The organism is Thioclava indica (assembly GCF_000714545.1).
Taxonomy (GTDB): domain Bacteria; phylum Pseudomonadota; class Alphaproteobacteria; order Rhodobacterales; family Rhodobacteraceae; genus Thioclava; species Thioclava indica.
The window spans coordinates 121,615-134,022 of record NZ_AUNB01000040.1 but is presented as its reverse complement, the minus strand read 5'-3'; the positions used below and the strand labels follow the sequence as shown (position 1 = coordinate 134,022).

Below are 12,408 nucleotides of genomic sequence, written 5' to 3'. Positions count from 1 at the left end.
GCCTAACAGTGGCTTGGCCCGATCATGCCCCGCCGCCAAGGGAGGAGATTTTCATGACAACACCCGTGACCGCGGGTCGGCCCGGCTATGCCGAGGCGATGGCCCAGTTTTCCCTCGAAAACGCCAAAAGCTTGCTTAGCAGCGATCTCGAGACGGGACTGAATGCCTGCGTTGAATGCTGCGATAGACATGTGGCGAGCGGACGCACCGCACTGACCTGGATCGCTGCCGACGGGCGAATCGAAACCTACAGTTTTGCCGATCTGCAGGCGATGGCGGCGCGTGCTGCCAATGTATTCTCGGAGGCTGGCGTGCAGCCGGGCGATGTGGTTTCCGGGCTGCTCACACGCACGCCCGAACTGATGGCAACGGTTTTGGGCGCGTGGCGCGTAGGCGCTGCCTATCAACCGCTGTTCACCGCGTTCGGCCCCAAGGCAATCGAGCAGCGCCTGACCACCAGCCGTGCCCGCCTCGTCGTGACCGACAGCGCCAATCGCGCCAAGCTCGACTCGGTGCCCAATGCGCCGCAAGTGGCGCTCGTGCGCGCCCGCGACGCCGATCTGCCGTCCGGTGATATCGATCTGCGCGCCGCGATGGCTGCCGCGAAACCCGACTTCACACCGGTCATGCGGCATGGCTCCGACCTCATGCTGATGATGTCCACATCGGGCACGACCGGTGCCCCGAAGGGCGTGCCGGTGCCGTTGCGCGCGCTAATGTCCTTTGCCATCTATATGCGCGACGCAGTGGAGTTGCGCGAAGACGACACGTTCTGGAATATTGCCGATCCCGGTTGGGCCTATGGGCTTTATTATGCCGTGACGGGGCCTCTGGCCTTGGGCCGTGGCACGACCTTTTACGAGGGCGGGTTCAGTGCCGAGACGACCTACGATCTGATCGAAAAGTTAGGGGTGACGAACCTCGCAGGATCGCCCACCGCGTTTCGACTTCTGATCGCCGCTGGCCCCGAGGCCGCCGCCCGCGTCAAGGGCAAGCTGCGCGCCGTCAGCAGCGCGGGCGAGCCGCTGAACCCCGAGGTGATCCGCTGGTTCGAGGAGCATCTGGCAGTGCCGATTCACGACCATTATGGTCAGACGGAACTGGGCATGGTGGTCAATAACCATCACGGGTTGGAGCATCCGGTGCGGCCCGGTTCCGCCGGTTTCGCTATGCCGGGCTATCGGGTCGCGGTGCTGGATCCCGAGGGGAACGAATTACCGACCAACCAGCCCGGAGATCTGGCTGTCGATATCGCCCGCTCTCCGCTTTTGTGGTTCACCGGCTATCACGGAAAACCCACGCCCGAGATTGGGGGCGGCTATTATCGCACCGGCGACAGCGTGGAGTTTGCCGCCGATGGATCGCTCAGCTTCGTGGGGCGTGCCGATGACGTTATCACCTCTTCGGGGTATCGGATCGGCCCGTTCGACGTGGAAAGTGCGCTTCTCGAACATCCCGCAGTGATGGAAACTGCGGTGGTCGGCGTGCCCGACCCCGAGCGGACCGAAATCGTAAAAGCCTTTGTTATCCTGAACAAAGATGTGCAGGGCAGCGATGCGCTGGCCGAGGAATTGCGGCTGCATGTTAAGACGCGCCTTTCGGCCCATGCCTACCCGCGCGCCATAGATTTCGTAAGCGAACTGCCCAAGACCCCAAGCGGTAAAATCCAGCGTTTTCTGCTGCGTCGCGCGGAAATCGCTAAACTCGATACAGTCTGAGAAGGAACGGAAATGCAAATCGAAGACAAAGTTTTCCTCGTCACTGGCGGCGGATCGGGCTTGGGTGCGGCGGTTGCCGAAATGATCGTCGGCGCGAGTGGCAAGGCCGTTCTGCTTGATGTGAATGCCGAGGCCGGAGCGGCCAAGGCGGACGCACTGGGGGCGAATGCGCGTTTCGTGCAGACTGACGTTACGAGCGACGCCGAAGGGCAGCGCGCAATTGCGACGGCGCTTGATACCTTTGGGCGGATCGACGGGCTGGTCAATTGCGCCGGCATCGCGCCGGGCGAAAAGATAGTCGGGCGCGAGGGGCCCCACAAGCTTGAGAGTTTCGCCCGTGCGATTTCGATCAACCTGATCGGCACGTTCAACATGCTGCGTCTTGCCGCTGATGCGATTGTCAAACAGGAGCCCGACGCGACGGGTGAACGCGGCGTGATCATCAATACCGCCTCAATCGCGGCGCAGGACGGGCAAATCGGACAGGCGGCCTATGCGGCCTCCAAGGGGGGCGTTGCTGCGCTGACCCTGCCCGCCGCGCGCGAACTTGCGCGGTATGGCATCCGCGTCGTGACCATCGCTCCGGGCATCTTTGGCACGCCGATGATGGCGGGGCTGCCACAAGATGTGCAGGACAGTCTCGGGGCATCGGTTCCGTTTCCGTCGCGTCTGGGTAATCCGGCGGAATATGCCTCGCTCGTGGCTGAAATTCTGCGCAATCAGATGCTCAATGGTGAGGTTATCCGCCTTGATGGCGCGCTGCGTATGGCGGCGAAGTAAACGTATTGCGGGAGAGTTAAGATGAGTGATCAAGATCCGATCGTAATCGTTGGCGCTGCGCGCACCCCGATGGGTGGGTTTCAGGGCGTCCTGTCCGAGGTGAACGCATCCGATCTGGGCGCGACTGCCATTCAGGGCGCGCTCAAAGATGCCGGTGTTGCGCCCGAGTTGATCGAAGAAATCATCATGGGCTGCGTTCTGCCTGCTGGGCAGGGACAGGCCCCCGCGCGTCAGGCTGCGTTGGGGGCGGGTTTGCCGCTTGGCTCTGGTGCCACAACGGTTAACAAGATGTGCGGCTCGGGCATGAAAGCGGCGATGCTGGCGCATGATCTGTTAATCGCTCAAAGCGCCGAGATCATCGTGGCTGGCGGGATGGAGAGCATGACCAACGCGCCGTATTTGCTGCCTAAGATGCGCGGCGGGGCACGGCTCGGTCATGGGCAGGTGATGGACCACATGTTTCTCGACGGGCTGGAAGATGCCTATGACAAGGGCCGCCTGATGGGCACCTTTGCCGAGGATTGCGCACAAACCTATCAGTTCGCCCGCGAAGCACAGGATGCCTATGCGATCAGCTCCCTCGAACGCGCACAGGCCGCGATTACCGAAGGCCGGTTCAAGGCCGAGATCACGCCGGTGACAGTAAAAAACCGGCGCGGTGAGACCATCGTGGATACCGACGAACAGCCGGGCAATGCCCGTCCCGAAAAAATCCCGCAACTCAAGCCTGCATTTCGCAAGGATGGCACGGTGACAGCGGCCAACAGTTCCTCAATCTCGGACGGGGCGGCGGCGCTGGTGCTGATGCGCGCCTCCAAAGCCGAGGCTCTGGGCCTGACGCCGCGCGCGCGGATCGTCGGCCATGCGACCTATGCCGATAAACCAGCCTTGTTCGCGACGGCCCCCATTGGCGCGATGCGCAAACTTTCGGCCAAGACCGGTTGGGATCTGGCCGATGTTGATCTGTTCGAGGTGAACGAAGCCTTTGCCGTCGTCGCAATGGCCGCGATGCGCGATCTGGATCTGCCCCATGACAAGGTGAACGTGAATGGCGGGGCCTGCGCGCTGGGCCACCCGATTGGCGCATCGGGTGCGCGGGTGATGGTGACGCTACTGGCCGCGATGGAGGATCGCGGCGTGAATCGTGGCGTTGCATCTCTGTGTATCGGCGGAGGTGAAGCGACCGCGATTGCCATCGAGAGGATTGCATAATGCTGTTGGACGAAACGCACGAACAGATCCGCGACGCGGCACATGATTTCGCCCAAGGCCGCCTTGCGCCCGGTGCAGCACAGCGCGACCGGGACCATGCCTTCCCACGCGAACAACTTACCGAGATGGGCGAGCTGGGCTTTCTCGGAATGTTGGTGCCCGAAGAGTATGGCGGGTCCGACATCGGCATCACGGGCTATGCGCTTGCGCTTGAGGAAATCGCGGCAGGAGATGGCGCGTGCTCGACCATCATGAGCGTGCATAGCTCGGTCGGCTGCGCTCCAATCCTGCGCTTTGGCACCGACGAGCAGAAACGTCGCTTCTTGCCAAAACTGGCGAGTGGCGAGTGGATCGGTGGTTTTGCCCTGACAGAGCCGCAGGCGGGATCGGATGCATCTGCGCTGAAGTCACGCGCGCGCCGTGACGGCGATCATTATGTGATCGACGGGGCCAAGCAGTTCATCACCTCAGGGAAGAATGGCGATGTGATCATCGTCTTTGCCGTGACAGATCCAGCGGCGGGCAAGAAGGGAATTTCCGCCTTCATAGTGCCCACCGACACCCCCGGCTATCAGGTCGTCACGGTCGAGCATAAACTAGGCCAGCACAGTTCCGACACCTGCGCATTGGTCTTTGACGGAATGCGCGTGCCCGTCGAAAACCGGCTGGGCGAAGAAGGCGAAGGCTACAAGATCGCGCTCGCCAATCTTGAAGGCGGACGCATCGGGATCGCGGCGCAATCGGTCGGCTTGGCGCGCGCAGCCTTTGACGCGGCTCATGCCTATGCGGGCGAACGTATCACCTTCGGCAAACCAATCATCGAGCATCAGGCCGTCGCTTTTCGCCTTGCCGACATGGCCACCAAGATCGCGGCTGCGCGCCACATGGTGCTGCACGCAGCGGCCCTTCGCGAAGCAGGCAAGCCCTGCCTGACCGAAGCATCGATGGCCAAGCTGTTTGCATCCGAAATGGCCGAAGCGGTCTGTTCGGCGGCAATCCAGATCCATGGCGGTTACGGCTATCTGGCTGATTATCCCGTCGAGCGGATTTATCGCGATGTGCGCGTGTGCCAGATCTATGAAGGAACCAGTGACGTTCAACGCATTGTCATCGCGCGCGGACTTTGAGCATGTCGCGAGGCACACCATGAACCAGAAAAAGCAGATGCGTGCGCTAGAGCGCGCATCTGCCTACGCAACCTGTGTCAAGATCCATCTTTGCCTGTGAATGCCTTGTTGGGCTCTGAAGTCTCTCTTCTGAGACGCGAAAATGTCAGAGCAATTTGTTTCGTCATTTTTGCTTTCTTTGGCCGTGTCCCGCTGTCGGTTCTCTACGATAACGACCGATGCCTTGTTGCGAAGGTTCTGTCGGACGGGTCGCGCAAGCGGACCACGCTGCTCAGCGGTTTCCTGTCGCATTACTTCATTGAGGCTAGCTAAGGTCGTCCGGGGGGCGCGCCTCGGTGCCGCGCAATAGCGTTTCGCGCCAGCTATCAGCGTGAGGCGCGAATAAGTATGGCGTGGTATTGACGGGGGATGGCCCGTGTGCGGAACCGCAGGTGAGATGGCGCGCGGCGCGAATGACGCCAGAATGCGCGACCAGAACGGGGTGTGCGCCTGCCGCCATCTCTTGAGCCTGCGTGATCGCGGCGGCGACACGTGCGATCATATCGGCCCAAGCCTCGCCCGCCTCGGGGGTCGTTTCGCGTGGCGGGGCTTGCGCCAGGGGACGGCCTTCAAACACGCCCCAATCGCGTTCGCATAGCCCGTCCAGTGTGACGAACTGACGGTTTGGAAAGGCCAGTTGCGCCGTTTGGCGCGCACGTTGCTGGGGGCTGACGAACAGCGCGATTTCGGCGGGCCACTGCCATCGCGCCAAGTCTTGCGCGGCGGCATACCCCGCCTGCGTCAGCTGCGCCTCGATCCGCCCCGCGATCCATCCGTCGCGGTTCGCATCCGTCTCGCCGTGGCGGATCACGATGAAGGGGAGGCGCTGGAGGATCACAGAGGGCATCTCTCATTGAGCAGGATATCGGCTGGGAAGCGTGGCTCAAGCAGGTATTGCTCGGGCTGGGCGCAAAATAACGGGGCTGCGCGCCGCGCGTCAAGATGACGGACCATCGCGATCTGGTCCGAAAGCGGGGGGTGGACGTTCCAGCGCATGAACCGTCCACCCTGCGCTGCGATCATGCGTGCATGCGCCGTCATATGCCCGGTGAAAACGACGATCGCATCTTGACCAAGGCGACCTGACTTATGCCAGTCGCGCACGATTTTCTGTGCCATGCCGCCATCCGCATTGGGCGTATCGCAAAGCAGAAATCGGGCCGATTTGTCAAAGGCGCGGGTCAAAAGCGGCGCGAGCGCTACGGATTGCGGCGACAGGCTCTCGCTTTGCAGCCCATCCTCAATCGCCTCGCGGCAGGTGTCATCGAAAGAAACCTCGCCGTGGCGCATCAGATGCCGCGCCAACTCGCCAGCACGCCCCGATGGCGGCACGGGGAACAGAAATTGCCGCGCGTCAGCTTGCGTCAACATGTCGTCCAGCGCGGTGCGGCGTGCGGTTTGGGGAACATCATCGAGTTGGTAAGAGGCGTCGATCAGCGCGGTTGCGGCAGGGGGCGGCGGGTCAAAGGCGAACCAGTGGCTTTCCTGCGACCAATCGCCGGAAAAGAACAGCCCGTCGCCCAGATCGAAATGAAACCAGACCCCGCCCAATGCATGACCGTTGCGCCCGGTCGTGACCGTCACACCATCAACCCGCGTCTGCCCCGTTTCGGGCAAGAGCACCAGATCGCCCCCCGGCGGCAGCGCGCGCGCGGTTTGCGCGGTGCAATGGATCGGCAGACCCGCAGCAATTGCATGCGCTGCCCCGCCGATGTGATCGATGTGGTCATGGCTGATGAAGACGCGATCAGCGCCGTCCAGCCATTCGGGATGAAAGGGTGAGGTCGCCTCGGGTCCGACACCAATATCGAGAACCCAAATCTCACGCCCGGTCCAGAGCCGGATGCAGGCGGGACCTTTTTCGCCAAGCCCCGAGAGGACTTCGACCCAAGCGGTGGTTGTTGAGACCTGATCACGCATCGGCGAGCGCTTTTTGCAAAACGACGTCACCCTCGGGGTCGCGAAACGCCCAGAGATCGTGCAGCCTGACGCCAACGGTTTCACCAATTGCAGCACGCTGGCAAGAAAACGCCACCAAGGTCTCGCCCGCTGTATCAAGCTCCAGCCGAAAACGGCCCCCTAAATAGGTGCAGCTCGTCACGCGGGCGCGCAGCGGGGCGTCATCGGCCAGTGTGATCGACTCGGGGCGGATGCTGACATGGCTCGGCTCGGGGTCGGCGCTGCGCGACACGACATCCTGACCCAGAACGTTCAGCATAAGGCCCGCGTGATCGGCGCGTCCGGTTATGCGGGCAGAGACCACCGCGCCATCGCCGACAAATCCTGCCACGAAGCAATCGGCTGGCTCGCGATACAAAATCTCGGGCGCGGCGAATTGGCGGATTTTCCCGGCCTTCATCACCGCCACCCGATCGGCCAGCGCTAGTGCTTCGCTTTGATCATGGGTGACGTAAAGCATCGTCGCGCCAGTGCGGCGGTGAAACATTCTGAATACGTCCTGCATCGAGGCCCGCAGCGCCAGATCGAGATTGGCGAGCGGCTCATCAAGCAACACCGCGCGCGGTTCGAACACAAGGCAGCGTGCCAACGCGACCCGTTGCCGCTGCCCGCCCGACAATTGCGACGGCATCCGGTCTGCAAACGCGCCAAGCCCGGTGAGGGACAGCGCCTCGGCCACACGGGCCTGACGTGCGGCACGGGGTATGCGCCGGACCTCAAGCGGGTAGGCGACATTGTCGAACACCGATTTATGCGGCCAAAGCGCGTAGGATTGGAATACGATCCCGATCTCGCGATCCTCGGGCGACACGAAGCGCCCGGCACCGGCGACTGTTTCGCCCCCGATCCGGATCTCGCCCGCGCTGGGATGTTCAAACCCGGCGGTCAGTCGCAGCAGGGTGGTCTTGCCACATCCCGAGGGGCCAAGCAGCGCCACGAACTCGCCCGAGGCGATCTGTGCGTTGATTGCATCCAGCGCTGGCGTGCCGCCAAACGTCTTGGACAGGTCGGTAAATGTCAGCTCTGCCATGGGATGACTCCTTTCGGAAAACGGCGCGCCCCGGCTTGCACCAGCCCCATAAGCGCGATGATTAGACAGACAATCGACATCGCCAGGGCCGAGGCCATGACCGTTTCGCCGCTGTCTTCGAGATTGTAGATAACCACGCCCAGTGTTTCGGTCCCTGACGACCACAGCAGCGCCGAGACGGTTAGTTCGTTCACCGCCGTCAGGAACACAAGGATTGCACCAGCCGCAGCCGAGGGTGCGGCAAGCGGCAGGACGATATCGCGCAACCGCCGCCCTAAACGCGCGCCGACACTGGCTGCGGCCTCTTCCATCGCGGGATCAAGCTGGGCGATGCTGGCCTGGATCGGGCGCAACATCACGACGAAGAACCGCGCGAGATAGGCCATCAGGATGATCCAGATCGTGCCGTAAAGCGTCAGATCGGTGAAGGGCAGGTTGATGAAGGTCAGGATACAGGCAATCGACAGCACGACGCCCGGAAGCGCATAGGGCAGATCGATCAGCGCATCGAGAAGTTTGCTCACCCGATAGGCGCGGCGCTCCATCAGCCACGCGAGAGGCAGGCAGATCGCCAACAAGATCGCCGCCGCCGTGATCGCGAGAAATAGCGAGTTGGCATAGGCGCGCCGTGTGACGGGCTGCACGAACAGCACCTCGATCCAGGCGTTGAACGTAGCGGTATCGAAGGTCAGTGGCACGCCATAGGCGGGGATCAGCGAGGTCGCCAAAAGCGCAAGCAGCGGCAGTGCGAGGATCGCAAAAATAAAGACCCACATCGCGATTTCGACCGGCAAACGCGCCCGCCCAAGCGACAGCGCAAGCGGTGCGCCCGACAGGCCCACCAGCCCGAAGCCTTGACGCTTCAGCACGAGGCGGCTTAGCAAAACACCACAGATCGCCACCGCTCCGATCAACAGCGAAAGCACGGCGACTTCGGACAAGACCGAGGGCCCCATGCCGACAAGGCGCTGATAGATCAGGGTCGGCAGCGTCGCGTAGCCCGCCGGAATACCCAGCATCGCGGGGATGCCGAAATTGCCCAAGGCGGTGACAAAGGCCATCGCGCCGCCTGCGATCAGCGACGGCATCGACAGCGGCAAAACGGTCTGCGCCCAAACCCGCAAAGGCCCGGCACCCGACATCCGCGCCGCCTCGACCAGCTCGGCGGGGATCATGCGCAGCCCCGCGCGCAAGGTCAGAAACACCAGCGAGGCATGCTGAATCCCCAGCAGCAAGATAATGCCGCCTGCAGAATGCAGCGGCTGCGGGCTGCCCAAGGGGGGCGCCAGGCCCAGCATCTTCAGGATCGTCGAGGAGGGCCCCGCCATCTGCATCCATGCCAGCGCGGTGATCTGGGGTGGGATCATCATCGGGATCATCAGGCAGAACACCAGCGCCCCCTTGCCACGGATATCGCTCAGCGCCACGAGAAAGGCGAAGCCCGCCCCGATCAGCACCGAAAGCAGCGTGCCGCCGCCCGCTGTGATCAGCGAATGGCGTAGTGCGGTGGCGGTAGAGGGGCGTGCAAGCACGCTTGTCAGATGGTCCGTGGTGAATCCGCTGCCAAACCCGATCCCCTCCAACAGCAGACGCAGCACAGGCCCGAGCGCGATCAGGGCGACGGGCAGCAGCAACAAAGGCAACAGCCGGTCTAAGGACCGGCTGCCACCGCTTGCAGGTACGGCTTTGCTCATTGGACGCCGAAGATCTTAGCGAATCGCGCCTTGTTGGCATCGCTATCGGCTAGCGCTTTGGCGGGGTCGAAATCCATCAGTTTGATATCCTTGCGGGCGGGGAAGCCCTCGGGGCTTGCCACACCGTTGCGCGCGGGGATGTAGCCCATTTTGGCCACCAGTTTCTGGCCATCTTCGCTCAGCAGGAAGTCGACGAATTTCTGCGCGGCGTCCATGTGCTTGGTGCCAGCCATGATGGCCACTGGCTCGGTGACGTAGGAAACCCCTTCTTTGGGAAAGACGAAGCCGACCGGCGAGCCTTTGGCCTTCGCGCGCAGGGCGAGGAAATCGACGAGAACGCCGTAGGGCTTTTCGCCCGAGGCGACGGCTTTGAACGTGCCGCCATTGCCGCCCTCGGCGCGGGTGTTGTTCGCTGCCAGTGCCTCGTAATACTCCCAGCCCAGACCCTTGGTGTTGGTCAGGGTCGCCAGATGGATCAGCGCCGCGCCGGAATAGAGCGGCGAGGGCATCGCGACGAGCCCCTTCATCTCGGGCTTGGCCAGATCGGCCCAAGAGGTCGGCACGCTTGGCGCGCCGGTATTGTAGACGATCCCGGTCGTGATCAGCTTGGTCGAATGATAATAGCCGTCCTTGCTGTAAAGCGCGGGATCATAAGCGGCTTCTTCGGGTGAAGCATAAGCCGCAAGCTGACCTTCCTGCGCCATGCCCTCCAGCGTGACCGTATCAGCGATCAGCAAGACATCGGCCTGTGGCTGGCCTGCCTCGATTTCGGCGGCGACGCGTGCCATCAGCTTCGTCGTGCCATCGCGCACCCATTCGACATCAATACCGGGGTTTGCTGCGGTGAAGGCATCAACGGTTTGCTGCGCATCCGCATTGGGCTGCGAGGTATAGAGCGTCAGGGTCTCGGCACCGGCAAGCGAAGGCAGAGCCATGGCAATGACGGTGGCCAGAAGGAAACGGGACATCAGCTATCTCCAGATAGGTCGGTTTGCGTTCGAAAGGGGGGCTTCGCCCTTTTCACGGCTGCCTAACGGGTTCGTGTGACAGTTCTGTTAAGTGTTAATGCAAAATGCATTTCTCCCGAAATCTTGTGGCAGAAACCGGGACAGAGAGGAGATCTTGGATCGCGCGATATGTCACGGCACTGTCTTCGCGACGACCCGGCGTCCCCGTCTAGGCTTTTCGCTCAAAGCGCCGCAATCCGCCCAGTAGCGCAAGCGGGATCAGGGTCGTTGCGATGATGGCCAGAAATGCCATCGCCATGCCATCCCCGACCGAGCCCTGATCGAATTGCCGCCAGATATAGGTGCCGATCGTGTCGGTGCCCACCGGGGCCACTAGCAGCGAGGCCACCAATTCGCGCGCCGCCACCGTAAACACCAGCAACATCGCGGCCAGAACCGAGGGCGCAATCAGCGGAACCCAGATCCGCAGGGCGGTGCGCATCGGGCTTGCGCCGCTGATGCGGGCTGCGGCTTCAAGGCTGGGGTTGATCTGTTGAAACGCCGCCACCGTGTAGCGCACCGGCTGGGGTAGCAGAATGCAAACATAGGCCAACACCAAAATCCACATCGTATTATAGGGCGTGACCGGCAGGGCGGGCTGGTTCCACAGCAAGATCAGCCCCAGTGCCACCACCACGCCGGGGGCGGCATTGGGCAGCATCGCGAGCGCGTCGATCACACGCTGGCCCCGGCCCGCTCCGCGCGTCGTGACATAGGCGACGGCGATGCCGAACACGCCCGCCACCAGCGCCGCGATCAGCCCCAGCGAAAAGCTGTTCGCCATGGCCTGCATCGCGCCGGTCGTATCGCTCAGAATCGCCTCGAAATGGGACAGGTCGATATTGTTCGGCGCCAACCCGCCCGAGATCGTGCGGCTCAGTGCGGTGGCAAGGATCGCCAGCAGCGGCAACCCCGTCGAGATAAACGCGACAAGGCCAAACAGCGCCAGCACCGGCGCCTGCCAGATGCCAAGACTGCGGGTCGGCGCGCGCGGGTTTTTGCCCCCCACCACATCGAAATCGCGTGCCGTGGCAATCCGGCGTTGCAGCGCAAAGGCCAGCAGCGCCAGCACAATCAACGCCAGTGACAGCAGCGCCGCCTTGGGCAGATCGATCGGCCAGTCCGAAAGCGAGCCGTCGATCCCCGTCACCAGCACGTCAAAGCCGAACCGCGCGCCAAGAACGGCGGGCGTGCCGTATTCTTCGATCGACATCGCAAAAACCAGCAGCAGGCTTGCCGCCAGCGCGGGCGTGGCCAGCGGCAGGGTGATGCGCCAGAATGCCCGCCCCGGACCCGCACCAAACACCCGGCTCACATCGGAAAACCGCGCCCCGATCGTGGCGAAACTGCGCGAGGCGGCGAAATAAACCACCGGGAACGAATGCAGCGCCATTACGACGACGATGCCGGGAAACGAGAACAGAAACCCCGCCAGATTGACGCCCGTTAATTGTTGCAGATAGCCCGCGGGTTGCAGCGTCAGGATCCAGCCCAGCGTCGCGATATAGGGCGGGATCATGAAGGGCACGAGGAACACGACATCCCACAGCAAGGCTCCGGGCAGACGATAGAGCGCGCGCAGCCCCGCCAAAGGCACGGCGATGACGCTCGAGGCCAGCACCACCCCCGCGCCCAGCATCAGCGTGTTGCGGGTTTCGATGCCGAAATCCTCGGATTTCAGGACTGCGCCAAGATGGGCGAAGGGGCGGACAAAAGATCCCGCCCCGATCTCGGGAAAGATCGCCTGTAGCGCGATGAAGGCGAAGGGCAGGGCCACGACGACCACAAGAGCCGCCGCTGTCAGTCCGCTGAGTAGCGGCATGCCTGCCCTCGCGCCCGCCA

The 12,408-nt window shown here is 62.7% G+C and carries 10 protein-coding genes; 4 read left to right on the top strand and 6 right to left on the bottom strand.

Annotated elements, in window-relative coordinates; all coding sequences use genetic code 11:
* Positions 1–53 precede the first annotated feature (53 nt).
* Genes DT23_RS12670 through DT23_RS12655 form a run of 4 tightly spaced genes read left to right on the top strand, consistent with a single transcriptional unit; the run spans position 54 to position 4,837 of the window.
* The gene (locus tag DT23_RS12670) at positions 54–1,718 is read left to right on the top strand and encodes an AMP-binding protein (RefSeq protein WP_038131725.1); all 1,665 of its coding nucleotides are present in this window, start codon (positions 54–56) and stop codon (positions 1,716–1,718) included.
* A 12-nt stretch (positions 1,719–1,730) separates the two neighbouring features.
* The gene (locus DT23_RS12665) at positions 1,731–2,498 is read left to right on the top strand and encodes a 3-hydroxyacyl-CoA dehydrogenase (RefSeq protein ID WP_038131723.1); all 768 of its coding nucleotides are present in this window, start codon (positions 1,731–1,733) and stop codon (positions 2,496–2,498) included.
* Between the two features lie 21 nt (positions 2,499–2,519).
* Positions 2,520–3,710: an acetyl-CoA C-acyltransferase gene (locus DT23_RS12660; RefSeq protein WP_038131721.1), complete on the top strand. Its 1,191-nt coding sequence runs from the start codon at positions 2,520–2,522 to the stop codon at positions 3,708–3,710.
* A complete protein-coding gene (locus tag DT23_RS12655; protein ID WP_038131720.1) occupies positions 3,710–4,837 on the top strand; it encodes an acyl-CoA dehydrogenase family protein in 1,128 nt (375 codons plus the stop codon). The genes DT23_RS12660 and DT23_RS12655 overlap by 1 nt, the downstream gene beginning before the upstream one ends.
* Positions 4,838–5,141: 304 nt before the next feature.
* Here DT23_RS12655 and DT23_RS12650 read toward each other — a convergent pair whose 3' ends face one another.
* The 6 genes from DT23_RS12650 to DT23_RS12625 all read right to left on the bottom strand — a co-directional run bounded on the left by DT23_RS12650 (position 5,142) and on the right by DT23_RS12625 (position 12,388).
* Entirely contained in the window at positions 5,142–5,714 is a 573-nt protein-coding gene (locus DT23_RS12650) for a histidine phosphatase family protein (protein WP_240473609.1), read from the bottom strand.
* Positions 5,711–6,796 (bottom strand): MBL fold metallo-hydrolase, encoded by a 1,086-nt coding sequence (locus tag DT23_RS12645; RefSeq protein WP_240473608.1) that lies wholly within the window; start codon positions 6,794–6,796, stop codon positions 5,711–5,713. Before DT23_RS12645 ends, DT23_RS12650 begins: the two co-directional genes overlap by 4 nt.
* A complete protein-coding gene (locus tag DT23_RS12640; protein WP_038131719.1) occupies positions 6,789–7,865 on the bottom strand; it encodes an ABC transporter ATP-binding protein in 1,077 nt (358 codons plus the stop codon). Before DT23_RS12640 ends, DT23_RS12645 begins: the two co-directional genes overlap by 8 nt.
* Positions 7,853–9,559, bottom strand: coding sequence for an ABC transporter permease (locus DT23_RS12635; protein ID WP_038131717.1), 1,707 nt, complete (start codon positions 9,557–9,559; stop codon positions 7,853–7,855). Before DT23_RS12635 ends, DT23_RS12640 begins: the two co-directional genes overlap by 13 nt.
* Entirely contained in the window at positions 9,556–10,527 is a 972-nt protein-coding gene (locus tag DT23_RS12630; protein WP_038131716.1) for an ABC transporter substrate-binding protein, read from the bottom strand. Before DT23_RS12630 ends, DT23_RS12635 begins: the two co-directional genes overlap by 4 nt.
* Positions 10,528–10,735: 208 nt before the next feature.
* Positions 10,736–12,388: an ABC transporter permease gene (locus DT23_RS12625; protein ID WP_240473607.1), complete on the bottom strand. Its 1,653-nt coding sequence runs from the start codon at positions 12,386–12,388 to the stop codon at positions 10,736–10,738.
* Positions 12,389–12,408: the final 20 nt, after the last annotated feature.

What these genes read in the sequence shown, in the direction of transcription:
- DT23_RS12670 (WP_038131725.1), top strand. Translation starts at nt 54, where the DNA reads ATGACAACACCCGTGACCGCGGGTCGGCCCGGCTATGCCGAGGCGATG.
- DT23_RS12665 (WP_038131723.1), top strand. Translation starts at nt 1,731, where the DNA reads ATGCAAATCGAAGACAAAGTTTTCCTCGTCACTGGCGGCGGATCGGGC.
- DT23_RS12660 (WP_038131721.1), top strand. Translation starts at nt 2,520, where the DNA reads ATGAGTGATCAAGATCCGATCGTAATCGTTGGCGCTGCGCGCACCCCG.
- DT23_RS12655 (WP_038131720.1), top strand. Translation starts at nt 3,710, where the DNA reads ATGCTGTTGGACGAAACGCACGAACAGATCCGCGACGCGGCACATGAT.
- DT23_RS12645 (WP_240473608.1), bottom strand. Translation starts at nt 6,796, where the DNA reads ATGCGTGATCAGGTCTCAACAACCACCGCTTGGGTCGAAGTCCTCTCG.
- DT23_RS12640 (WP_038131719.1), bottom strand. Translation starts at nt 7,865, where the DNA reads ATGGCAGAGCTGACATTTACCGACCTGTCCAAGACGTTTGGCGGCACG.
- DT23_RS12635 (WP_038131717.1), bottom strand. Translation starts at nt 9,559, where the DNA reads ATGAGCAAAGCCGTACCTGCAAGCGGTGGCAGCCGGTCCTTAGACCGG.
- DT23_RS12630 (WP_038131716.1), bottom strand. Translation starts at nt 10,527, where the DNA reads ATGTCCCGTTTCCTTCTGGCCACCGTCATTGCCATGGCTCTGCCTTCG.
- DT23_RS12625 (WP_240473607.1), bottom strand. Translation starts at nt 12,388, where the DNA reads ATGCCGCTACTCAGCGGACTGACAGCGGCGGCTCTTGTGGTCGTCGTG.